Source organism: Streptomyces sp. NBC_01750 (assembly GCF_035918095.1).
Taxonomy (GTDB): domain Bacteria; phylum Actinomycetota; class Actinomycetes; order Streptomycetales; family Streptomycetaceae; genus Streptomyces.
Map to the genome: position 1 here is coordinate 1889745 of NZ_CP109137.1, position 22996 is coordinate 1912740.

Below are 22996 nucleotides of genomic sequence, written 5' to 3' on the forward strand. Positions count from 1 at the left end.
GAGGGTCCGGGGGGTGACAAAGGTGGCCCGTACACGATAGGCACGGCTGTTATGAACCATCAGCCCCTTCCGCTCGACGGGATCACGGTCGTCGCCGTCGAACAGGCCGTCTCGGCGCCCTTCGCCACCCGCCAGCTCGCCGATCTCGGCGCCCGCGTCATCAAGATCGAACGTCCGGACGGCGGTGACTTCGCGCGCGGTTACGACACCGCCGCCCGCGGGCTCGCCTCGCACTTCGTCTGGTGCAACCGCGGCAAGGAGTCCATCGCCGTCGACCTCAAGGACCCGCGCGGCATCGATATCGTGCGTCGGCTCGTCGCGGACGCCGATGTGTTCGTGCAAAACCTCGCCCAGGGAGCGGCCGCGCGGCTCGGTCTGGACGCCGCCACGCTGTGCGCGGCGCACCCGCGGCTGATCGCCGTGGACATCTCCGGTTACGGCGCCCAGGGCCCGTACGCGCACAAGCGGGCGTACGACATGCTCGTGCAGTGCGAGGCGGGTCTGGTGTCGGTGACCGGGACCGCGCAGCAGCCGGTCAAGGCCGGCATTCCCGCGGCAGATATCGCGGCGGCGATGTACGCGTTCTCCGGTGTGCTCGCCGCCCTGCTGCGGCGGGCCACCACGGGCCGCGGCGGTCCGGTCGAGATCTCGATGCTGGAGTCGCTGGCCGAGTGGATGGGGCATCCGCTGAACTACGGGATGCACGGAGGTGAGGCCCCGGCGCGCACCGGGGTCGCGCACGCCGTCATTTCGCCGTACGACGCCTATACGACGTCCGATGGCGGACAGGTGCTGCTGTCGGTGCAGAACGACCGGGAGTGGCGGCGGCTGGCCGAACAGGTCCTTGAGCGACCCGAGTTGGGCGAGGATCCGGCCTTCGCGACCAATACCGCCCGCACGGCGAACCGCGCGAGGACGGATGCGGTGGTGGCCCGTGCCCTGGCGGGGCTGAGCACTCAGGAGGCGATCGGCCGACTGGAGGCGGCGGGCATCGCATGTGCCCGGCTCAACAGCGTGACGGATGTGGCCGCACATCCACAGCTCGCGGCGCGGGACCGGTGGCGGGAAGTGGATTCACCGGTCGGACCGCTGCGGGCTCTGTTGCCCCCGATCACCCTGCCGGGTGCGGCGGAGGCACGAATGGGCGCGGTTCCCGCACTCGGCGAGCACACCGACACGCTGCTGAAGGCCCTGGGGATGACGGATGAGGCTACAGCGGCGCTGCGCCGGGACGGTGTGATCGCCTGAGCGCGTTCGCGTCGAGCTGACGTCCTGGTGGTCGGTTCAGCCGCGGCTGCCGAAGAGCGAGCGACGCAGCCGCCGGAGCGGCGCGAAGAGCGACACCCGCGCGCTCTTGCTCCTGCGGGTGTGCGCGACGTCACGTGAGGTGAGCTCACGCATCAGCGACGTCGCCTCGGCCGACTCGTGCTGCGGGACGGCGGGACCGCCGAGCACCGCGAGATGGCGGTCGAGACGCGTGCTGGTCGCACTGCTCCCACACGTGATCGCAGGCACTCGCGGCCTGCTGCGCACCGTTATCTGTTCCATGTCACTCCCCACCCGTACGAGGGCACCCGGCCCGGGCAGGTTAACCCTATCGCTCCGCCGGGACACTCGTGTATCCCGCCCACGGGATTCACCACACCTGTACGAAGGTTGACGAATAGTCACCGAATACACCTGATTCCAGGGTGAGTTGGACAGTTCGTCAGCGAAAAAACTTTCTTCCCCAGCGACCAATCCGAACGGCTCTCCGCACCGAATGGCTGGCATCGAAGCACGACCAGCACTCCCGAAGGACGGATTCGATGACCGCAATCAGCAGCAGCGGGCGGCGGGGGTTCAACAGGCTCGCCGCACTCACCTGCGTGGCGCTGGCTACCGGAGCCCTGGTGGCCTCCGGCCTGACCGGCGCGGAACCCGGGACCGCCCGGGCCTCCAGCCACCGCGAGGCCCCGCTGATCTCCGGACAGCCCCAGTACGACAACACCGACGTGTACGCGTTCGTCAGCCCCGACAAGCCGGACACCACCACGCTCGTCGCCAACGTGCTGCCGTTCCAGGAACCGGCCGGCGGCCCGAACTTCTTCAAGTTCGCCGACGACGCCCAGTACGACGTCCACATCGACAGTGACGGCGACGCCCAGGGCGACCTGATCTACCGGTGGACCTTCAAGGATCACGTCAAGAACGGCAATACGTTCCTCTTCAACACCGGTCCCGTCACGTCACTCGACGACCCGGACCTCAACATCACGCAGACGTACGACATCGAACTGCTGAGGCTGAAGAACCAGCATGTGATGCACACCACGAAGATCGCCGACGATCTGCCGGTGGCACCGTCGAACGTGGGCAAGGCCTCCATGCCGGACTACCAGAAACTGCGCGACCAGGCCGTGCGCCAAATCCCGGGCGGATCAACGGCGTTCGCGGGCCAGGCGGACGATCCCTTCTTCGCCGACCTGCGCGTCTTCGACCTGCTCTACGGCGCCAACCTCACCGAGGTCGGCAACGACACGCTCAAGGGCTACAGCGTCAATTCCCTCGCACTGCAGGTGCCGACCGCGTACATCCGGCAGTCGGAGAAGCAGCCGATCGTCGGCATCTGGACGACCACCCAGCGCAAGAGCGCGAGCGGTCACTGGGCCCAGGTGTCCCGGCTCGGTATGCCGCTGGTCAACGAGGTCGTCATACCCGTGAAGGCCAAGGACAAGTTCAACGCGTCCCACCCGTGGAACGACGGTGACTTCCTCCAGTTCGTCACCCAGCCGGAGCTGCCGAAGCTGATCGAGGGCATCTACAAGATCAAGGCCCCCGCCGAACCGCGCAACGACCTGGTCTCGGTGTTCCTGACCGGCGTCGACAAGCTCAACAAGCCGCCGCACGTCCGCCCGGCGGAGGCGCTGCGGCTCAACACCTCCATCGCGCCCACGGCCGAGCCCAAGAGGCTTGGCGTACTGGACGGAGACAACGCCGGATTCCCCAACGGGCGGCGGCTGACGGACGACGTTCTGGACATCGCGCTCCAGGCCGTGGAGGGCGAACTGCTCGGCCAGAAGAACGACTTGGGCGACGCGGTCGACGCGAACGACCAGAAGTTCGGCCACTCCTTCCCGTACCTGGCACTGCCGACGTCGGGCTCCCGTGGCCCGCTGGCCAAGGGCGCCGGGACCAAGGACGCCGCGGGCAACCTGCTCACCGGAGGGGCCGCCTCCAGCAGCGACACCAGCACGACGCTGATCGCCTCGGCGGTCGCCGCGGGTGCGGGAGTGCTGCTGATCGGCCTGGGCCTCACCTGGTGGCGGATGCGGCGACGCAACGTGTACAGCTGAGCCGCCCGGCACCCATCGCCTCGACGGATCTACGAACGGAAAGGGCAGACAGATGTCCCTGCGCAGGGCGCGAGCAGGAGCGCCACCGCCGCTCCCCGGCAATCCTGCCCCGTCGGGGCGCGTAGGTGCCCGCTTCGCCGGCCGGTTCACCCGGCGCGGCGGGGCGGGTGAACCGGCCGGGCTCGACCCGGTGGTACCGGCCGGGCTCGAGGCGGAGACGCCGAGCGGGCGTGCCGAGGCGGCGCTCGCCGACGGCTCCGGCGGAAGTCGTGAAGCCGGCACCTCCGCCGGCCCTGGGGCGGGCCCCCAGGTCCGGTCCGCCGGGCGGGTCCGGGGCGTTCTTCTGCCCGCCGCGGCGCTCGCGCTCGTGCTCACCGCGGGCGCTCTCGCCTTCGGACGGGCGGACGAGGCGCCCCCGACCACCCGCACCGCCGCGCCCGCGGCCGACGCGCCGTTCGACCGGATCGGTACCGGTGACCTCGCGCACGGGGTCACCGGCCTCCAGGCGCATCTGCGGGCCCAGCCCAAGGACGCCCGGGGGTGGGCGACCCTGGCCACCGCCTATGTGGAGCAGGCCAGGACCGGCGGCGACCCGACCCGGTATCCGCAGGCCGAGAAGGCACTCGCCCGCTCCCTCGCCCTCCAGCCGCAGGACAACGACTCGGCGCTTGCCGGGCGCGCCGCGCTCGCGGCGGCGCGGCACGACTTCCGCGGCGCGCTGCGGGACGCGGAAGCGGCGCTGAAGGTCAATCCGTTCAGCGAGCGGGCTCTCGCCTCCCGGATCGACGCACTTGTCGAACTGGGCAGCTATCCAAAGGCGTTGGCGGCGGCGAAGGAGGCCGACGGCCGCCGCCCCGGCATCCCCGTCTTCACGCGCTACGCGTACGTACTGGAGCTGCGCGGCGACATCGCGGGCGCCCGCCGGGTGCTCGGCCTCGCACTGGACTCGGCCGTCTCCCCCGGCGACACCGCGTACGTGGCCACCGCTCTGGGCCAACTGGAGTGGACCCAGGGCGCATACGCCCCCGCGCTGCGCCGGTTCGCGACCGCGCTGGCCGCTGATCCGGCATATCTGCCCGCCCTGGAGGGCCGGGCCCGTGTCCAGGCCGCGCAGGGCGACACGAAGAGCGCCGAGCGCGGGCTCGAGGATGTGGTGGAGCGGCTGCCGCTGCCGGGACAGCTGGTGGCGCTCGGTGAGGTGTACGAGGCCCGCGGACGTACGGCCGAGGCCCGGGCCCAGTACGAACTGATCGGCACCTGGACCGAATTGGCCCGCGCCAACGGCGTGGACACCGATCTGGACACCGCCCTGGCTCTCGCGGACCACGGCGACCGGCCCGAGGCGCTGCGCGCCGCACGCGCCGAGTGGAAGCAGCGGCAGACCGTGCACACCGCTGACGCCCTGGCGTGGGCTCTGCAGGTGAACGGCCGCTCCGCCGAGGCGCTTTCGTACATCGGGAAGTCCGCACCGCCCGGCTGCCGCAACGCGGTGTTCCTCTACCACCGCGGCATGATCGAACGCGCCGCCGGCCGGATCGCGGCGGCCCGGACCTCGCTCACGGCCGCCCTGAAGGTCAACCCCGGCTTCTCACCGAACGGTTCGCGTGCGGCTCGTGCCGCGCTGAAGGCACTGGAGGCATCATGAGGAGGCGCACCACCGTCGCCGGCGCGGCGGTCCTCATTGCCGGGGCGGCGCTTGCGCTGCTGCCCGCGGGGACGGCCGCCGCGCACCCCCTGGGCAACTTCACGGTCAACCGGTACGACGGGCTCCTTGTCGCCCCGAAACTGCTGAGCGTCGATCATGTCGAGGACCTGGCCGAGATACCCGCCGCCCAGGCCCGTTCCGCCATCGACCGCGACGGCGACCGGAAGATGTCCACCGGTGAACTGTCCGCCTGGGCCAGGGGCCGCTGCCAGGATGCGGCGCGGGACGGCCACGTCACCGTCGAGGGGCACGCGGCCGCGCTCACACCCGGCGCGAGCAGCGCCGAAGTACGCCCGGGACAGGCCGGGCTGCCGACTCTGCGGGTCGAGTGCAGGCTGACGGCCGCCCTGCCGGAAGGGCAGCAGACGATCGTCTTCCGGGCGCCGGGCGGCGACAAGGGTCCGGGCTGGCGGGAGATCGCGGCCCGCGGGGACCGGATGACGCTCGCCTCCTCCGACGTACCGAAGGCAACAACGTCACGGCGGCTCACGGTGTACCCGAACGGCCAGCTCTCCTCTGCGCCGGACCAGCGGGCGGCCGAGCTCTCGGTCACTCCGGGCGGCGCCCCGGCGGTGGCGGACCGGCCCGGGGAGGCGGTGGCTCCGGCCTCCGTACTGCCGCGCGGCGCGGACCGCTGGACGCAGGCGCTGACCGGGCTGGTGTCCCGGCGCGAACTGACGGCCGGATTCGCCGCGCTGGCCCTGGCGACCGCGTTGCTGCTCGGTGCGCTGCACGCGCTCGCGCCGGGCCACGGCAAGACCGTGATGGCGGCAGCCGCGGCGGCCGGCGGGCGCAACTCCCTGCGCGACGTCCTGTCGCTGGGCGCGTCGGTGACGGTCACGCACACGCTCGGAGTGTTCGCGCTCGGCGCGCTGATCACAGCGGGCTCGGCGGCCGCGCCGTCCGTGGTGGCGTGGCTGGGCGTCGCGAGCGGAGCGCTGGTGGCCGTGGCGGGAGCGGTGCTGGTGCGCAGAGCCTGGCGGAACCGCGGCAATGCGCACGGACACAGCCACGGGCACAGCCACGGGCACAGTCACGACCACGGGCACAGCCACGGGCACGGGCACAGCCACGGGCACGGGCACAGCCACGGCCACACCCACGACCACCGTCCATTGAGTTTCCGTTCCACCCTCCTGCTCGGCTTCGCCGGCGGACTCGTCCCCAGCCCCTCCGCCGTCGTCGTGCTCGTCGGCGCCGCGGCCCTGGGCCGCGCCTGGTTCGGTCTGCTGCTCGTCCTCGCGTACGGCGCCGGCCTCGCCCTCACCCTCGCCGCCGCCGGCTTCGCAGCCGTCCGGCTCGGCGAACGCGCCTCCCGCCTTCTCGGCGAACGAAGCCTTCGCAAGGGAAAGATGTTCTCTTCCGTGCAGCGCGTACTGCCGCTCGGCACGGCGTGCGTGGTGCTCGCCCTCGGATGCGGATTGGCGCTCAAGGGGGCGGCAACAGCCCTTGCGTGAGCTAACTTGGGGTAGTTGCTCTGCTACGGATGGGGGCTCGCTGTGAGCGAAGTGCCGGGCGATGAGCGGTTGGTCGCGGGGCGCTACCGCCTGCTGAGCCCGCTGGGCGAGGGCGGGATGGGCGCCGTGTGGCGGGCCCGTGACGAAGTGCTGATACGCGATGTCGCGGTCAAGGAGGTCCGCGCTCCCGCCGGTCTCGGCGATGCCGACGAGCGGCGGCTCTACGCACGCCTGGAGCGGGAGGCATGGGCGGCGGGCCGGATCTCGCACCGCAATGTGGTGACCGTCTACGACGTGGCGACCGAGAACGGCCGGCCATGGATCGTGATGGAGCTGGTGCGGGGGCTCGCGCTCTCCGATGTGCTCGACGCGGAGGGACCGATCACCCCGCAGCGCGCGGCCCACATCGGCGCCGAGATCCTCGCGGGCCTGCGCGCCGCGCACGAGGCGGGTGTGCTGCACCGCGATGTGAAGCCCGGGAACGTACTCATCGCCAACGACGGCCGGGTGGTCCTCTCGGACTTCGGGATCGCCACGGTCGAGGGAACCTCCAATCTCACGATGACGGGCGAGCTGATCGGCTCTCCCGAGTTCCTCGCGCCCGAGCGCGCGCTGGGGCGCACTCCGGGGCCCGAGTCGGATCTGTGGTCGCTCGGGGTACTGCTGTACGCCGCGGTCGAGGGCAACACCCCCTTCCGGCAGAACACTCCGCTGAGCACGCTGCGCGCCGTCGTCGACGAGGAGCTGCCGCCGCCGCGCAGGGCCGGTGCCCTGGCGCCGGTCATCGCGGGACTCCTGCGCAAGGATCCGGCGGACCGCCTCCCGGCGGAGGAAGCCGAGCATCTGCTGCGGGTGGTGGGCGCGGGTGGCGGCGCGCGTACCGCTCCGCCGCCCTCCCCCGGTCCGTACAGCCCTACGGTGACGGCCTCGTCCGCCGCACCGGCCCCGGCGCCCGGGCGGTTCGGTCCGCCGCCGACGCCCGCGACCACCGCGACGACGGATGTGCCGCACGACCGCTCGCGGCGGGCGGCCACGGTGCTGGTCGCCGGTGCGGCAGTGCTGCTCCTCGCGATCGGCGGCCTCGCCTGGGCTCTGGTCAACAAGGACAAGAACCCGGGCGGATCGGACAACGGCGGCAGCACGGCGCCCGCGGGCGGGAGTGCCGGCACCGCCAGTCCCGGCAGCAGTGCCCCGGGCGGCGGAACGGACGGCGGTGGAACGGACAGCGGCAGCACGGGCGGTGGCGGTACGGACGGCGGGTCGGCCAACGCGGGCCATGGGTCCAACGGCGGCAACGGCGGCGGTGCGCACACGCCGCCGCAGAGTGTGAAGGTGTACGTCCGGACCGTGCACGGAAGTTACTCGGGCAGCTGTCCGCCGCCCGAGGCGGAGGCGCCGGCCTTCCGGGCGACGATCACGGTCGGCCGCACTCCGGCGGCTGTCGAATACCGCTGGGCGACCAGGAGTGGGGAGAGCTCCGACTCCGGCTGGAAGACGCTGGACTTCGAAGCGGGGGGCGGCAAGCAGCGGCAGGTCAACCACATCGAGCTGACCTACAGAGCGAACGGGACGCACCACGACCAGATCCGGGTGGAGATCCGGAGTCCGGTCGAGGTGCGTTCCAACTGGATCGACTTCTCGGTCACATGCGAGCAGGAGACCCCGACGGATGGGGGCTCCTACACGCCGAACACGTATGGAACGACAGGGTCGGGCTGACCGGGAGGTCAGGCGTGGGAGGCGAAGACGGGCAGGTATCCGCCGGAGTGTCCGGACGCGGTGGGGTGGTAGGACTCGCTGATGTTGAGCCAGTTGACGCTGTGCAGCCAGGCCGACCCGGAGCAGATCTCGTGTCCGGTGAAGGTGGGGGCGACATCCGCGAAGTCGTAGCCGTGGTTGGCGGCGCGCTTCGCGATGGCGGCGTTGAGATAGTCCGCGGCCCCGTTGATCGCGGACCGTTCGTTCTCGCTCAGTCCGGCGATGCAACTGCCGCCGAGCTTGTAGAAGCGGGGGTAGCCGAGGACGACGACCTGGGCTGCCGGGGCCTTGGACCTGATCGCCGAGTAGACCGAGTCGAGCTTGCCGGGAAGGGTCGAGTCGACGTAGCTCTTCGCCTGGTTGATCCGGTTGACACAGGTGGATTCGGACTGCAGGACGCAGGTGGTCATGACGTCGGCGAAGCCTGCGTCATTGCCGCCGATGGTGATCGAGACGAGGTCGGTCGCGGAGTTGAGCGGGGCGAGCTGACCGGCTGTGACATCACCCGTACGAGCGCCTGAGCAAGCGGTGAACGCGAACGACGAGGGTGAATGCGCGGCCGCCCAGAGCCTGGGATAGGCACGGCTGCTGCGCTTGCAGTCGCCGCTTGCGCTGTCGTAACCGCCGGCCCCGAGACCCGATGAGTAGGAGTCTCCGAGGGCCACATAGTCCAGCGCCAGGGCGCTTTCCGAGGCTTGCGCCTGGCCCGCTCCGGTGAGAGCGAGGACGGCGCCGAGGAGGAGTGAGGATGAGAATGCCGCGATTCGGGACAGTTTCATGGAACCTCCCTTTAGCAGGATCTCTGCCACAACTTTCGTAGCAGGCCCCATACTTCACCGGAAGTGTCCATGCCAAGAAGATTCCGTGAGAGCTCCTTGACGGAGCGTCGCCGACTGCGCAGCATTGAGACTCGACATCCGACGCGTTGGGGGGCGAGTCGGTCATGCGGACGATCAGAGACAAGCCGGCAACTGTCCGGACAGACCTGCTGCCGGTGCTCGCGGGCATCGCGGTCGCCATCTCCGGAGTGGGCGTCGCGCTGGCGCTCGCCGACGTGCGGTCGCCGCTGCGCGCGCCGTTCATCCTCTTCTTCCTGTTTGCCGGACCGGCCTGCGGCATCGCCGCGGTGCTGTCACGGCAGGCCCCGGCGGCCCGCGCCATCACCGCCGCGGCAGGGGCGCTCGTCATCGATCTGCTGGTCGCTCAGACCAGGTCTTCCCTGCACACCCTGACGGTCGGCGGCGGGATCATCACGGTGGCCGCGATCACCGCTCTGCTCTTCCTCTGGGCACTCGGTCGGCAAATACGGAAGCCGTAACTCACCAATCCCGCTGATCAATTGATGAAAGGGATCAAGAGGATCCGATCAGGACGGTTCCGCATCTGACCGATGAAGTAGAACAAAAAAGTAAAAAAGCGGGGTCATGCTTCAGGTCTTGCCATACAGTCTTATTCATCAATACCGTCGTACATCCACCCGCAACGGTTCATCATGCAAAGCGGCTCTAGGGGAGGGCTCAAGCGTCGCGATGGATCCGGAGCGGGGCGCGGTAGGGGGGTGCCGTGCTCGGTTTTCGAGCTCATTCCGAGCCGTACGCCGCGCGGCCTGTTTTGCCAGCTCACCCACCAGACAGGGAGCGTTATGCCGTCATGGCCGGGGTGAGAAGTACCCCCCTTTCGAACCGGACACTCATCCGGACTGCCCGGGGGCGGGCGGTCCACCGGTGGAGAGGGAAACAGACTCATGAGCTCAGTCCTGCGCCCGGCCGCTCCGGGGCAAGATCCGTTCACCGAACCGTCGCACCATGGGGACAGCGCCGCAACAGCCATCGATCCGGAAGGACCGGCGAGCGGAGTCGGCCGAATATCCGCCAACTACCGCCCGATCTCCTCGCATCTCGCGATCACTCCGCCCGTGAGCGTCGTGATCCCCGCCATGAATGAGGCGGAGAATCTTCCGTACGTGTTCAAGACCCTTCCCGACTGGATTCACGAAGTCGTTCTGGTCGACGGGAATTCCAGCGACAACACCGTCCAGGTCGCCCGCGAACTGTGGCCGGATATCAAGGTCGTCAAGCAGGTCGGCAAGGGCAAAGGGGATGCCCTCATCAGCGGATTCGCCGCCTGCACAGGCGACATCATCGTGATGATCGACGCCGATGGATCCGCCGACGGCCAGGAGATCGTCTCGTATGTCTCCGCACTGGTGTCCGGGGCCGATTTCGCCAAGGGATCACGCTTCGCCAACGGCGGCGGCACGGACGACATGACTCCGGTCCGCAAGCTCGGCAACTGGGTGCTGTGCGCCGTCGTCAATGCCAAGTTCGGGGCCCGCTACACCGATCTCTGCTACGGATACAACGCCTTCTGGAAGCGCTGCCTGGACAGCATCACGCTGGACTGCACCGGCTTCGAGATCGAGACCCTGATGAACATCCGGGTCGTCAAGGCCGGGCTGCGGGTGCAGGAGGTCCCCAGCCACGAGTACCTCCGCATCCATGGCGTCAGCAACCTCAGTGCCGTACGGGACGGACTGCGGGTCCTCAGAGTGATCCTCAAGGAGAAAGGCGTGCGAAGAGCAGCCCGCCGCCGTGCGTCGGCGACGCTCAGCCTCAGGATTCCGCGGGGAGAGGCATCTTGAGCGACCGCGCCTTCTCCGTGGTGATCTGCGTCTACACCGAGGACCGCTGGGAGGACATCCTGGCGGCCGTCGACTCGGTGCGGACGCAGTCACTGCCGGCGCTCGAGACGCTGCTCGTGGTCGACCACAACGCGGCGCTGCTCGAACGGCTCGGCAGGGAGTACAAGGAAAGCGCGGCAGAACGTGAGGAGGTGCGGGTGCTCGCCAACGCGGGCCCCCGCGGCCTCTCCGCGGGCCGCAACACCGGGATCGCCGCCGCCCGCGGCGAGTTCGTCGCCTTCCTCGACGACGACGCCGTGGCCGAGCGTGACTGGCTGCGATACTTCGCCGAGGGGTACGACGACCGGTCGGTGATGGCCGTCGGCGGGCGGACGATGGCCGCCTGGGCCTCGGGCCGCAGACCGGTCTGGTTCCCCGAGGAGTTCGACTGGGTCGTCGGCTGTACATACCGGGGGCTGCCGCACGGCAAAGTGCGCGTCCGCAACGTCCTGGGCGGCAACGCCTCCTTCCGGCGCAGCGCCTTCGACGCCTCGGGCGGCTTCGCCACGGGAATCGGACGGGACGGCGACAAACGGCCGCTGGGCTGCGAGGAGACCGAGCTGTGCATCCGGCTCACCAAGGCGCTGCCGGACGCGGTGCTCCTGATCGACGACCGCGCGGTGATCCACCACAAGGTGCCTGCCGTCCGGGAGCGGTTCGGCTACTTCCGCACCCGTGCCTACGCCGAGGGCCTCTCCAAGGCACTCGTGGCCCGGAGTGTGGGCGCGGCCAAGGGACTCGAGTCCGAGCGCCGCTACACCACGCGGGTCCTGCCGGCCGGGGTCGTGCGCGGGCTGCGCGACATGGTGCTGGGGCGACGCGGCGGTGCGGGCCGGGCGGGCGCGATCGTCACCGGGATCGCGGCGGCGGCGGGCGGCTATGTGGTGGGGAGCGTACGGGCCCGCCGGGGCGGCGCCACGTTCTCGTCCGGTCCCCTTGCCGAATCGCGAGGTGAACCCGAGTGAACCAGCCGGTACCCATCCTGATGTACCACGCGGTGGGACACCGCCCGGCGAAGGCCGCGTTCGGTCTCTCCGTCTCACCCGACGCCTTCGCCGAGCAGATGGAGCTGCTCGGCGAGCGCAGGTTCACTCCGGTCACCACCGCGCAGCTGGGCGCCGCCTGGCGGTCGGGCGGCGGCCCGTTGCCGCGCCGCCCCGTGCTGATCACCTTCGACGACGGTTACGAGGGTGTGCACCGGCACGCCCTCCCCGTCCTCGCCGAACACGGCTTCGCGTCGACGCTGTTCGTCTCGACCGGGTGGCTGCGCGGCGTCCACCACGAGGGCGGTGCGCTCGACACCATGCTCGACTGGGACCAGGTGCGCGAACTGGCCGCCGCCGGCATGGAGATCGGCGGCCACACCCACACCCATCCCCAGCTCGACCAGCTGGACAACGGCCGCCTCTGGTACGAGACGGTCCGCTGCCGGGACATCATCGCCGACGAACTGGGCGCCGGACCGGTCTCCTTCGCCTATCCCTACGGCTACTCCAGCCGCCGGGTACGGCGTACGGTCCGCGCGGCCGGCTTCGCCCAGTCGCTCGCCGTGGGAAACGCACTCGCCGTGCGCAGGCAGGGCCCGTATGCCCTGGAGCGGGTGACCGTCCGGCGCGGCACGGACATCGAGGAGTTCGAGCGGCTCGTCGTCGGCAGATCCATCGCCCGGAACTTCGCCAAGGACCGCGCGTTCACCAAGGGATACGCGCTGGTGCGCGGGGCCCGCAGGACCGCCGGGCTGCTCCGCCGGGCCGGTGGCTGATGCGGGAACCGGCCGCGGGCCGCCCCCGGGCGCGCCACCGGTCAAAACACCGTGCGTTCGGCGGCCCCGTGCCAGATCATGGGCGCATGTCTGCCAAGCCTCAGGACGCTCTGCCGATCCGGCTCAACGTCGACGACAGCGATTCGCCTTCGGATGTCGTCGACGCGCTGTTCCTCGGTCGCTTCGCGACGGGCGAGCAGCCGTACTCCCACAGCTCCACCATCGACCGTGTCAAGCCCGGCGCCACACTGCTGCCGCCGGCCGCCTCCGTACTGCGCTCCGCGCGCGACGACGACCGCAGCGCCACTCTCGCCGAGGGCGAGGGCTGGACGCTGCTGGTCTCCCGCTGGAACCGCGGCGCCGACGTCACGGTCACCGCGGTCAGCTCCGAGCTGGCCGAAAAGGTCCTGGGCCAGGCGACGGACGGCGCCCACGACGAGCCGGAACCGCAGCCGGAGAACGTCACCATGGGGTTCTGGTACGTCTCGCCACGGCGCGGTCCGCACCGCACCACGCGCCAGATCGCCGCGGGCACCTGGGAGGAGGTCCGTCCCAACTACACGGCGCCGGTGGCCGATGCGATGGACCAGCTGATGAAGATCACGCCGGACGACATCTCCGGCCGGCTGCTCCTGCTCCACGGCCCGCCCGGCACCGGCAAGACCTCGGCGCTGCGGACCCTGGCCCGCTCCTGGCGTGACTGGTGCCAGGTCGACTGCGTACTCGACCCCGAACGGCTCTTCAACGACGTCGGCTATCTGATGGACATCGCGATCGGCGAGGACGAGGGCACATCGAAGGGCCGCTGGCGGCTGCTGCTGCTCGAGGACTGCGACGAGCTGATCCGTGGCGAGGCCAAGCACACCGCGGGCCAGGCGCTGTCCCGGCTGCTGAATCTCACGGACGGCCTGCTGGGCCAGGGCCGTAACGTCCTGGTGGGCGTGACGACCAACGAGGACCTGGAACGCCTCCACCCGGCGGTGGTCCGCCCGGGGCGCTGTCTGGCCCGGATCGAGGTGGGCTCGCTGACCCGCAAGGAGTCGGTGAACTGGCTGGGCACGGAGGACGGCCTGGGCCGCGAGGGCGCGACGCTGGCCGAGTTGTACGCGCTGCGCCGCGGCAACAGCCCGGCTTCGGTCCCGGCCCAGAGCGACGGCGCGGACGCGGGCTTGTACCTGTGAGCAGGGGTGGCGTGTCGTGAGCGCGACGCGTCGGCGTCGTACGGCGTCGGCGTGGCGCCCCGCCGTGGTACACCGCGAGCCGGACGACGCGCGTACGGCGTGCCTTCGTACGGAGACGGCCGGACGCGCGAGTCGGCGCCGCGAGTTCGTACAGCGCGAGCCCGGCCGGTGCCGGCCGACGGCCTCGTCACCGCTCAGCGTGAGCCCGATCGCGTGTGCCCGATCGCGTGTGCCCGGTGCGGCAAGAGGCGTCGGCGTCCGCCTACTTCCCGTACGCCGCGCGCAGTGCGTCCTCCACCGCCGACTGCGCGGCGGCGCGGGTCAGGCCCAGGCGATGCGCCTGCTCGGCGTACACCGCCGCGGCCGCGGCCGCCCGGCGCTCGGCCGCGTCGCCCGCAGCCGCGATGAACGTGCCGTTCCGGCCTCGGGTCTCGATCACTCCGTCGGTCTCCAGCGCGCGGTACGCCTTGGCGACGGTGTTGGGGGCGAGCCCGAGGTCCTCGGCGAGCCCCCGCACGGTCGGCAGTTTGTAGCCCACCGGCAGTGCGCCCGACCGCGCCTGCCCGGAGATCTGGGTACGCAGCTGTTCGTACGGAGCGACATCCGCATCGGCATCAATGGCGATCTTCAAGGTCACCCGCCGATTCTCCCCCACCGCCCATAAAATGAGAGGCGCCGCCACCCGGCGGGCCCGTACCGTCCCTACCCATGACCTTGATCGTCCGCGATTTCCGCCTCGAGGACGCCGCGTCGGTGTCCCGCGTCAGGCGTGCCGCCCTCCCTTACATGGTGACCACGCCCGAAGCCGTCGTCTTCGGTGTGGAGTCCGCCAACCCGGCCAAGAAGTACCGGCTGTTGATCGCCGAGAAGGACGGGGAGATCATCGGCACAGCCCATGCCGGCATCGCGTACGACTCCAGCGAGCCGGGTCAGTCGTTCGTCACTCCGCACGTCCACCCCGAGCACCGGGGCCAGGGCGCGGGTGCGCTGATTCTGCGCACCGCCGAGGAGCATCTGACGGCCGAGGGCGCGAGGATCGTCTACGCCTGGGCGATGGATGATCCGGAGTCCCGCGCCTTCGCGGAGAAGCGCGGCTACCGGCCGACCCGTCCGGCCCACTTCCAGCGTCTTGACCTGGCGAACGGAACGCTGCCGCCGCTGCCCGAGCTGCCCGCGGGCGTCGAGCTGCGTACCGCCGCCGACTTCGAGGCCGATCCGCGGCCGATGTTCAGGGCGGACGCCGAGGCCACCTCGGACGAGCCCAGCGACATCAGCACGGACTTCGACGACTACGACGACTGGATCAGCCACACCTGGAACAACCCGCTGCTGGACCGTGGGCTGAGCACGGTCGTGCTGGTGGACGGCGAGATCGCTGCGTTCACAGCGGCCCAGTCGGACGGCAGCACCCGCTATATGTCCGGCATGACGGGCACGCTGCGCGTCCATCGCGGGCGGGGTTTCGCGAAGCTCGCCAAGACCGACTCGCTGCGCCGCGCCCGCGCTGCGGGCTACACGGATGCGTTCACCAGCAATGACGCGGACAATGGCCCCATGCTGGCGATCAACAAGTGGTTCGGCTACGAGATCTGCGCGACGGAGGTACGTCATGTCCGCACCCTCGGTTGAGGTGCGGCTGGTCAAGGCCGGTCAGACCAAGATCCGCTATCCCGCCGAGCTGGTCGCTGACGACGGCGACCGTGTCACGGTCCGTGCGCCGTGGGCGGGCGCGGGGACGCGCGACTTCGGCTTCGTACGGTTCGAGCCAGGCGATGTCTTCACCGAGTACTACTGGCGGGACCGCTGGTACGCGGTGAAGGAGGTCCGCACCGGCGACGGCACGCTGAAGGGCTGGTACTGCGACATCACCCGCCCTGCCGTCCTCGACAGCGGCGAGCTGGTGGTCGAGGACCTGGACCTCGATCTGTGGGTGTCGGCGGATGCATCGTCCGTACTGCGCCTGGACGAGGACGAGTTCGAGGCGAGCGGGCTCGCGGCCCGCGACCCGGAGGCGGCAGAGCATGCGGTCCGGGCCCTGGACGAGCTGGAAATCCTGGCTCACAGAGGCAAGTTGACCGATCTGCTCGATCACAGCTGACGGTAGCCGGCGAGGCCGCTTGCGGTATCGGACGCCTCGAGAGCCCTTCCTCCGCATACGTCTCGGCGAAGGCGAGCAGGCGCGGTTTCTGCGGGACGGATGCCGGCTCCCTGTGCCGGGTCAGCGCGCGGCGGTATCCACTTCGCGGATACGGGCTCCAGTCCGTCCTCGGTCCTCCGCTCCAGTCCGGTCCTCGGCCCTTCGCTACGGGGCGTGCTCGTGATCGACGAGTACTTCGTGGATCACGTGTCGCGCGTTGGCCGCCATCACCGGATTCGAGTCCCGGTAGTACGGAAGCTCGATGAGCGCGATCGACAGCGCCCAGCCGCGGCCTCGCGCCCAGGTCGCGTCATCGACCTGCAGGCCGACGCGGAAGACATCCCTCGTGTCGGCGGTCAGCAGGCTCCACGCCACGATCAGGTCGACCGCCGGATCACCCACACCCAGGCACCCGAAGTCGATGACGGCGCTGAGTCGTCCATGGGCTGTCAGCACATTCCCGGGTTGCAGATCTCCGTGGACCCATACGGCCGGGCCGGTCCACTCGGGGGCCCGCAGGGCCGCATCCCACGCGGCGCTCGTCGCGTCGGTGTCGATGATTCCGTGCAGTTCCTCGATCGCGGCCCGCGTCGGAGCGTCCCGCATCGCCAGGGGTACGCCGCGGTCCGCGGGAGGCCCGTCCACGGGATGGATCCGGTGCAACGCGGCGACGAACTCCGCCAGGTCCTTTGCGAGCCGCGCGGGTTCGGCGATGCGGCCGATGGCCGGGTTCTCGCCGTCGAGCCAGCGGTAGACGGACCAAGGCCAGGGGTAGCCCTCAGCGGGCGCTCCCTTCTCGAGCGGGACGGGAATGGCAACCGGAAGCGGTGGGGCAAGCCGCGGCAGCCACTGGTACTCCCTCTCCACATCGCTGACGGCCCACTCGACGCGGGGAAGTCGCACGGCCATGTCCTCGCCGAGCCGGTACATGGCGTTGCACGTGCCTGCGGAGTCGACCAACTCGACGGGAAGGTCGGCCCACTGAGGAAACTGCGCGGCGAGCAATCGGCGCACGAGAGACTCGTCGATGTCGACCTCGTCGGCATGCATCTTGCCAGCGCACATGAGCACCTTCTGGGGCGGAGTGACGGGGGGTGATGTCGGGTGGCAGGCCGACGTCGATGCAAACGGTTCGGGATGCGGCCCGTCAACTCATTTCCGTGGCCTGGCGGCCGAGCCGTGAGGTGGTCGCCATGTCATGGCCTGTGTTTGCGTCGTGGATGCATGTCCGACTAGTGTCCCAACCAGCTTAATGCGCGCAACAAAGCATTAAGCCGAACGGGGGATCAACGCCGGCGCCTCATGGGGCGTCGGCGTCGAAGACTCTGACGGGCCATCAAAACGGTGCGGCGTTCGCTGGGGCACGGGGGAGGTCGCCGCGCGCTGTCGCACCTACGCTGGGCCGGTGGCCCGCTCACCGGCTCCGTCGAGGGCGTGGGAGCGGGACGCCATGAACCCGATAGCCAACCCTGACCGGCCCGTCGCGGATTTCCCTGAACGGTCCAACTCCGCTGACTACGCTGTGCGGACGATTGATCCACAGGATTTCGCGGGGGAAACCATGAGGGACATCGACGATGCCGTACCGCAGTTGCAATCCTGTCCGGGCTGCGGTCACGCGGACCGGGTCCTGGGCGTCCCGGCTGCCTATCTGGCAGGGAGAGGCCAGGTCAGGCAGACGGTTCCGCGCACTGACGACCGTATGCAGCACACAGTCACGCGGCAGGTGACCACGGCGCTGTCCGACGCGCTGGCGCCCGCACCGAAGCCGCCGTCCTACGGGATCGGGTGTCTCGGAGTGCTCGCCGTCGCGGTGTCCATCGGGACGTTCATCGCGGGAGCCCTGACAGGCCACTGGTTCAGCGACGATTCCCGCGAGCCGTCCGCGGAGTCCCCGTACGGGAACGGTCTGTACGACCCCTACGAATCGGCGTCGCCTGCCGAGCCGGACTTCCTCTTCCTCGGCTGGATCTCGGCGCTCGCGCTGCTGACGGCAGTGACCATATTCGTGTTGCTCGCCAAGCGCCGGGCGACCTTCGCGCGGCTGATGGCCGGCCGCCCGGCGGCCGAGCAGGTCTGGTCCCGGGGCTGGTACTGCGGGCGCTGCGGCACGGTCCACTTCGCTGCCACGCCCGGCGATCCGGCCCGGCTACTCAGCCTTCAGGAGTTTCGCGAGAGGGTATGGCACGCCGGTGGCTACGGCCATCTGGCGCGTCGGCAGCCGGCGGTCGGGGGGATGGCACCGTAGCGCGTGGCCTACGGATCCGCCGCCGATCGGGCCTGAACCGTAAGACGCACGCTTGTCACGTCGCTGCGCTACGGCCTCCGCCCATCCTGGATGACCCGATTCGCGCCGATGTGCGGCTGACTGACGGGCGACTCTGCAGGTCTGACCCTCCGTCGCAGTCAGCTCCGTTCTGGAGCCTTGTTGCCTACTGATGGCCGAATCTGACAGAACATGGTCATTGCGGTCGCTACAACGGGGCGAGACGATCAGCGCATGCTCGAACCGCACAGAGTCGTCATAGTCGCCTTCGCGGGTGTCGAACTGCTCGACGTCACAGGTCCGGCTGAGGTGTTCTCAGTCGCCACCCGGGTCGCCGGCACCGGCCGGCCCGGCTACGTCGTCCAGATCGCGACAGCCGACGGCGGTCCGGTGGCCACCTCCAGCGGCGTCCGGCTGATGGCCGACCTGACCCTTGACGAGGTGAACGGCCGAGTGGACACCCTGCTCGTTTCGGGCGCGGTCAGCCTGGGCGAGGACGGTGTGGAGCCGGTGCTCGACGGCAAGATCACAGACTGGCTGCGTGAAGCGGCGCCGAGGGCCCACCGGACCGGCTCGATCTGCGCGGGCGCGCACCTGCTGGCCGCGGCCGGCCTGCTGGACGGCCTGTCCGCCACGACCCACTGGCTCACCGCGGCGCAACTGGCCGCCGAGTACCCGCAGGTGACCGTCGATCCGGACCCGATCTTCATCCGGGCCGGCAACATGTGGACCTGCGCCGGTATCACATCGGGGATGGACATGGCGCTGGCGATGGTCGCTGAGGACCACGGCCAGGATCTCGCCCTGGCCACCGCCCGGATGATGGTCATGTATGTCAAACGCTCCGGCGGCCAGAGCCAGTTCAGTGTGCCGCTCTCCGTACCGGCCTCCACGGGCGACCGGATCGACGACCTGCGCGTGTGGATCGGTGAACACCTCACCGCGGATCTCGCCACCGAAGCTCTGGCCGCGCGGCTGCACGTCAGCGTGCGCCACTTCTCCCGGCTGTTCCACCGGCGCACCGGCACCACACCGGCCGCCTACGTGGAGTCCGCCCGTCTGGAAGCCGCCCGCCGGCTGCTGGAGGAGAGCGACCACAGCCTGCCGGAGGTCGCGGCCGGCAGCGGCCTCGGTTCTGTAGAGACCCTGCACCGTTCGTTCCAGCGCCGACTGGGGACCACTCCCGCCGAATACCGTCGCCGCTTCCGTTAGATCCAGCGCACCGCTCGCCGACCGCCCATCACCGCCCGGCGGATCCCAGGCATGCCCACACGGGCAGCAGCCACCACACCTCGGAGGACACGATGTCCCGCACGAAGATCATCCCCATCCCGGTCATGGGCCGAACAGCCATCAACGCCTACCTGCTCCTGGGCCGGCGGCCGGTGATCGTCGACGCCGGAACACCGGGCAGCGGCCGTCGAATCCGCGACCGGATCGCCGAGCACGGAGTGGACCCTTCCGACGTCTCGCTGATCGTCATCACCCACGGACACATCGACCACTTCGGATCCGCCGCCGAGCTGCACCGCCTCACCGGGGCGCCGGTCGCCGGCCATGTCGCCGACCTGGGACCGTTCCGCACCGGCCGAGTCCGCGAACCGTACCTGCCCACCGGCCCGATGGGCCGCGTCATGGACCGGAACAAAGACCTCCATGCCCAGGTCGAACCCGTCGAACCCGGCGTCCTGATCCAGGGCGAGACGAACCTGGAGGACTTCGGGATCGCTGCCCGGATCATGCCTACCCCCGGACACACCGCCGGATCGATCTCCGTCCTCACCGACCATGGGGATCTCGTCGCCGGTGACCTGGTCGCCAACGCCTTCATGGGCCTCATCCCGGGCAGGCCGGCCAACCCGCCCTTCCACGACGATCCGTTGCGCAACCTCGCCAGCCTGCGAAAGATGCTCGCCCTCAACCCCACCAGACTCCACGTCGGACACGGCGCCCCGCTGGAGCCTGACAGGGTCCGACGTTGGGCCGCCCGGGAACACCACCGCCTGTCCCGGCTCGAAACAGCCGGGCGGATAGCCACCCGCACGGAGAACGACGAGGCCTGACCAGCTTGGAACTCTGGTCCCAAAACAAGTGCTTGCAAACAGCCCACAACGGTCAATACCCGGCTGGCTCTGTCGGACCGCCTCTCAACGCACTTGGAGCCCCGCTAGTAGGCGTCCTCGGGGTCGAGGGAGAAGTCAGCTTCGAGGTCCTCGACGTACACGCGGTGTCCCGAGCGGTAGGTGAATCGGCATCCTTCGGCGTGCCCGGCGCCCGGAGCCGTCATCGGCTCGGCCCGAAGGTAGTAGTGGATGGGGCTCAGTTCGCCGGGGGCGATGCGCACGGGCCTGGTGGAGTAGTCCTTGTTCATGCCGGGCTCTTGGGCGAACGTTTCGTCGTAGGCGCCCAGCCCCAGGACGCCGACGTCAGTCAGGCTGATGGCACGGGCGGGGCCGGTCTTCCACACGGCGGGCGGGTCGATCAGCTCCACGTCGATCACCTCGATGGGCGCGGACGACGTGTTCTCCAAGGCGGGGCAGGTGAACCAGTAACCCTTGCCCGCGGTCACCTGCCAGAAGCCGTGCGCATAGGCCGGCCCTTCCCCGCCGCCGGACAGCGCCTGTCCGGCCGCCGCGGCCCCGGACGCACCGATTCCCAGCCCCGCCACCACCATGACGGCCCCCGCCGCGAGCATGCTTCGCCTCATCGCAACCCCTCCCCTGTTGTTCTCTGCGCAGGGGATCACACGATCTGACCTGCGCAAAGCTATTTGAGGCACCTCAGAGGTAAGAACGGAGGTGATCATCCGTGCCGCATCCAGCTCGGCGGCCCTGTCGTGCTGGTCTGGGACAATGTCCGGCTGCACCTGGCCCGTCCGCTGCGCGAGTTCATCGCCGCGAATGCAGACTGGCTCACCATCTTCCAATTGCCCACCTGTGCACCCGACCTCAACCCGGCCGAGGCATCTGGTCCCTGGTCAAGCGCGACATCGGCAACCTCGCCGCCGCCGACCTCGCCGAGGTCGCCCGCGCGGTCAAGCGCAGGCTCAAGAAGCTCAAGCTCCAGTACCGGCCGCGCGTGATCGACGGATGCCTCGCCGGCACCAGTCTGCCCCTCGGACGATCGTCAGAAAGTGCCGAAGAAGCGATGCCACCAGCTGGGTCGCTGAACGTGTCCAGGCAGTCGGCTAGGCCCGTCGTAGTCGCACTCCAGCAACTCCTCGGGGACCACCACATACCCGAGGTCGGCCAACGCTCGATTGACCTTGGTGAGGTCGGCGGCGTCCAGCTCGCCCTCAGCTTGGGCACCATCCGTACCGAAGAAAGCTCCTGGGTTCTCAGCACAGACCTCAGCAAGGGAGCCGAACTTGCTCACGCTGACGACGATCCGGGTCCCGCAGATGGTTGTTTCCGCGGGTACGACGACACGTCCGTACTCGCTGGAGTCCTGGGAGTCCTGCTCAGCCGTGCAGCGAGCTGCGAAGTCACCTTCGAGCCGGACCACCAGGCCACCGAACAGGAGGGCGGTCGCGCTGCGGTTGTAGTGCTGCGGCCACTCCAGCCACTCCGGATCATCGAGCTCACGCAGCAACGTCAGCAGATCCGCTTCGCTCCCAGTCACTCGCTCCTCCTGCCGTGAGAGCTTCACCTGGATCTACTCGGAGTGCCGCCAAACAGCATGCCCGTCCGACGGTCCCCCCCACACACACAACACCCATTCAAGTTCGGTAGCGGGGTGCCGACGCTTGCACCGCCGCTACGAGGGCAAGACCGAACTGGCTGCACCCCGCCGCCATCGAGCGGGGTATAGCGACGAGGGCCACAGCGGCCATGGTCACCGGGGCGTTCGCGCTACCGGACGTGGCGCGCCTGGAAATCGTGCACGACCTGGCCAACGCGGCCAGCGGCGCGATTCCCAGGCGCCTGGGGTTCACCGAGGTCTTCGCGGCGTGGGCGGGGTGCGGGCACTGGGCCCGTGGCGGTGCCAGAGGAGGCGCTCACGCTTCTTCAGCGAGCGTGATGGATTTTCAGGGGCGCGAAGTGGGGCGGCGGACACCGGAGAGCCTGTCCGGTCGACCCGTCCAGTCGGCCGCACGTCGTCCGTGATCCGAGTGGTCTGGTGCTGTGGCTGTTTGGGTGCGGGCAGCCGCGGGGATTGCGTGGAGCATGATCCGAACAATTGTGCGCGGCTGCGCAGCGGGGGCCGCGGGGACGACTGCACTGAACGCCGTGTCCTATGCCGACATGGCTTTGCGCGGCAGGCCCGCCAGCAGTGTGCCGGAGACTTTGGTGGACACGATCGCTACCCGGATGGGGCTTCCGCTCCGGGACTCGGCCGAAAAGGGCAACCGGCTCATCGGTCTCGCGGCAGTGACGGGTGTCGCCGTGGGGTGCGGGGCGGGCGCCGCTGTAGCGCTGGTCCACCGGGCAGGCGCTCGGATGCCCCTGTGGTTGGGAGGGGCTCTTACCGGAGCATTGGTGATGGTCGTCGCCGACGTGCCGATTGCCCGCCTCGGGATCAGCGATCCTCGCACCTGGTCAGCCGGCGACTGGGCCTCGGACGTGGTACCGCACCTTGTTTTCGGTCTGGTCACCTACGGCCTGGTGACCGCATGGGATCAGTAGCCGTGACCTTCGCCGCCACCATCTGACCTGCTTGGTGGGCCGGCGCCGCCTCGGGCCTGCGCGACATCCCTGGGAGCGCCCTGATCTCGG

General features: G+C 69.8%; 23 protein-coding genes and 1 pseudogene. 18 read left to right on the forward strand and 6 right to left on the reverse strand.

Annotation, left to right across the window (positions count from 1 at the left end):
• Positions 1-51: 51 nt before the first annotated feature.
• Entirely contained in the window at positions 52-1248 is a 1197-nt protein-coding gene (locus tag OG966_RS08455; RefSeq protein WP_326648828.1) for a CaiB/BaiF CoA transferase family protein, read from the forward strand.
• A 36-nt stretch (positions 1249-1284) separates the two neighbouring features.
• On the opposite strand, the gene OG966_RS08460 is transcribed toward OG966_RS08455, so the two are convergent.
• Positions 1285-1548, reverse strand: a complete 264-nt coding sequence (locus tag OG966_RS08460) for a hypothetical protein (RefSeq protein WP_326648829.1) — start codon at positions 1546-1548, stop codon at positions 1285-1287.
• 260 nt (positions 1549-1808) lie between these two features.
• On the opposite strand from OG966_RS08460, the gene OG966_RS08465 reads away from it, so the two are divergent.
• From OG966_RS08465 to OG966_RS08480, 4 genes are read left to right on the forward strand one after another with little or no spacing between them, the layout of a single operon-like run.
• Positions 1809-3335, forward strand: a complete 1527-nt coding sequence (locus tag OG966_RS08465) for a DUF4331 domain-containing protein (RefSeq protein WP_326648830.1) — start codon at positions 1809-1811, stop codon at positions 3333-3335.
• A gap of 52 nt (positions 3336-3387) precedes the next feature.
• The gene (locus OG966_RS08470; protein WP_326648831.1) at positions 3388-4980 is read left to right on the forward strand and encodes a tetratricopeptide repeat protein; all 1593 of its coding nucleotides are present in this window, start codon (positions 3388-3390) and stop codon (positions 4978-4980) included.
• Positions 4977-6497 (forward strand): HoxN/HupN/NixA family nickel/cobalt transporter, encoded by a 1521-nt coding sequence (locus OG966_RS08475; RefSeq protein ID WP_326648832.1) that lies wholly within the window; start codon positions 4977-4979, stop codon positions 6495-6497. Before OG966_RS08470 ends, OG966_RS08475 begins: the two co-directional genes overlap by 4 nt.
• A 42-nt stretch (positions 6498-6539) precedes the next feature.
• The gene (locus tag OG966_RS08480; RefSeq protein WP_326648833.1) at positions 6540-8216 is read left to right on the forward strand and encodes a serine/threonine-protein kinase; all 1677 of its coding nucleotides are present in this window, start codon (positions 6540-6542) and stop codon (positions 8214-8216) included.
• 8 nt (positions 8217-8224) lie between these two features.
• Here OG966_RS08480 and OG966_RS08485 read toward each other — a convergent pair whose 3' ends face one another.
• Positions 8225-9034, reverse strand: a complete 810-nt coding sequence (locus OG966_RS08485) for an SGNH/GDSL hydrolase family protein (RefSeq protein WP_326648834.1) — start codon at positions 9032-9034, stop codon at positions 8225-8227.
• Positions 9035-9198: 164 nt separating this feature from the next.
• Between OG966_RS08485 and OG966_RS08490 the strand changes: the two genes are divergently transcribed.
• The 5 genes from OG966_RS08490 (at position 9199) to OG966_RS08510 (ending at position 13878) form a co-directional block, all read left to right on the forward strand.
• Positions 9199-9573, forward strand: coding sequence for a hypothetical protein (locus OG966_RS08490; protein ID WP_326648835.1), 375 nt, complete (start codon positions 9199-9201; stop codon positions 9571-9573).
• 426 nt (positions 9574-9999) lie between these two features.
• Positions 10000-10896, forward strand: a complete 897-nt coding sequence (locus OG966_RS08495; RefSeq protein WP_326648837.1) for a glycosyltransferase family 2 protein — start codon at positions 10000-10002, stop codon at positions 10894-10896.
• The gene (locus tag OG966_RS08500; RefSeq protein ID WP_326648838.1) at positions 10893-11900 is read left to right on the forward strand and encodes a glycosyltransferase family 2 protein; all 1008 of its coding nucleotides are present in this window, start codon (positions 10893-10895) and stop codon (positions 11898-11900) included. The genes OG966_RS08495 and OG966_RS08500 overlap by 4 nt, the downstream gene beginning before the upstream one ends.
• Positions 11901-11920: 20 nt before the next feature.
• Entirely contained in the window at positions 11921-12697 is a 777-nt protein-coding gene (locus OG966_RS08505; protein ID WP_326655131.1) for a polysaccharide deacetylase family protein, read from the forward strand.
• Between the two features lie 86 nt (positions 12698-12783).
• On the forward strand, positions 12784-13878 hold the full coding sequence (locus OG966_RS08510) for a DUF5925 domain-containing protein (RefSeq protein ID WP_326648840.1): 1095 nt from the start codon (positions 12784-12786) through the stop codon (positions 13876-13878).
• A 262-nt stretch (positions 13879-14140) separates the two neighbouring features.
• Here OG966_RS08510 and OG966_RS08515 read toward each other — a convergent pair whose 3' ends face one another.
• The gene (locus OG966_RS08515; protein WP_326648841.1) at positions 14141-14515 is read right to left on the reverse strand and encodes a GntR family transcriptional regulator; all 375 of its coding nucleotides are present in this window, start codon (positions 14513-14515) and stop codon (positions 14141-14143) included.
• Positions 14516-14586: 71 nt separating this feature from the next.
• Here OG966_RS08515 and OG966_RS08520 point away from each other — a divergent pair, with 71 nt between their 5' ends.
• A complete protein-coding gene (locus tag OG966_RS08520; RefSeq protein ID WP_326648842.1) occupies positions 14587-15507 on the forward strand; it encodes a GNAT family N-acetyltransferase in 921 nt (306 codons plus the stop codon).
• Complete coding sequence (locus OG966_RS08525) at positions 15488-15976, forward strand: DUF402 domain-containing protein (RefSeq protein WP_326648843.1); 489 nt, start codon at positions 15488-15490, stop codon at positions 15974-15976. Before OG966_RS08520 ends, OG966_RS08525 begins: the two co-directional genes overlap by 20 nt.
• 204 nt (positions 15977-16180) lie before the next feature.
• On the opposite strand, the gene OG966_RS08530 is transcribed toward OG966_RS08525, so the two are convergent.
• Positions 16181-17080: an aminoglycoside phosphotransferase family protein gene (locus OG966_RS08530; protein WP_326648844.1), complete on the reverse strand. Its 900-nt coding sequence runs from the start codon at positions 17078-17080 to the stop codon at positions 16181-16183.
• A gap of 637 nt (positions 17081-17717) precedes the next feature.
• Here OG966_RS08530 and OG966_RS08535 point away from each other — a divergent pair.
• The 3 genes from OG966_RS08535 (at position 17718) to OG966_RS08545 (ending at position 20344) form a co-directional block, all read left to right on the forward strand.
• Positions 17718-18263 (forward strand): hypothetical protein, encoded by a 546-nt coding sequence (locus OG966_RS08535; RefSeq protein WP_326648845.1) that lies wholly within the window; start codon positions 17718-17720, stop codon positions 18261-18263.
• 252 nt (positions 18264-18515) lie between these two features.
• Positions 18516-19493, forward strand: a complete 978-nt coding sequence (locus OG966_RS08540; protein ID WP_326648846.1) for a GlxA family transcriptional regulator — start codon at positions 18516-18518, stop codon at positions 19491-19493.
• Between the two features lie 92 nt (positions 19494-19585).
• On the forward strand, positions 19586-20344 hold the full coding sequence (locus OG966_RS08545; RefSeq protein ID WP_326648847.1) for an MBL fold metallo-hydrolase: 759 nt from the start codon (positions 19586-19588) through the stop codon (positions 20342-20344).
• 104 nt (positions 20345-20448) lie between these two features.
• Here OG966_RS08545 and OG966_RS08550 read toward each other — a convergent pair whose 3' ends face one another.
• Entirely contained in the window at positions 20449-20988 is a 540-nt protein-coding gene (locus OG966_RS08550) for a hypothetical protein (protein WP_326648848.1), read from the reverse strand.
• Between the two features lie 108 nt (positions 20989-21096).
• On the opposite strand from OG966_RS08550, the pseudogene OG966_RS08555 reads away from it, so the two are divergent.
• Positions 21097-21392: pseudogene (locus OG966_RS08555) on the forward strand (transposase); the annotation flags it as partial.
• Positions 21393-21407: 15 nt separating this feature from the next.
• Here the strand turns inward: OG966_RS08555 and OG966_RS08560 are convergent.
• Complete coding sequence (locus tag OG966_RS08560) at positions 21408-21902, reverse strand: hypothetical protein (protein WP_326648850.1); 495 nt, start codon at positions 21900-21902, stop codon at positions 21408-21410.
• A gap of 158 nt (positions 21903-22060) precedes the next feature.
• On the opposite strand from OG966_RS08560, the gene OG966_RS08565 reads away from it, so the two are divergent.
• Together OG966_RS08565 and OG966_RS08570 are read left to right on the forward strand one after the other, a co-directional pair.
• The gene (locus tag OG966_RS08565; RefSeq protein ID WP_326655132.1) at positions 22061-22387 is read left to right on the forward strand and encodes a GNAT family N-acetyltransferase; all 327 of its coding nucleotides are present in this window, start codon (positions 22061-22063) and stop codon (positions 22385-22387) included.
• 60 nt (positions 22388-22447) lie between these two features.
• Entirely contained in the window at positions 22448-22906 is a 459-nt protein-coding gene (locus OG966_RS08570; RefSeq protein ID WP_406732583.1) for a hypothetical protein, read from the forward strand.
• Positions 22907-22996: the final 90 nt, after the last annotated feature.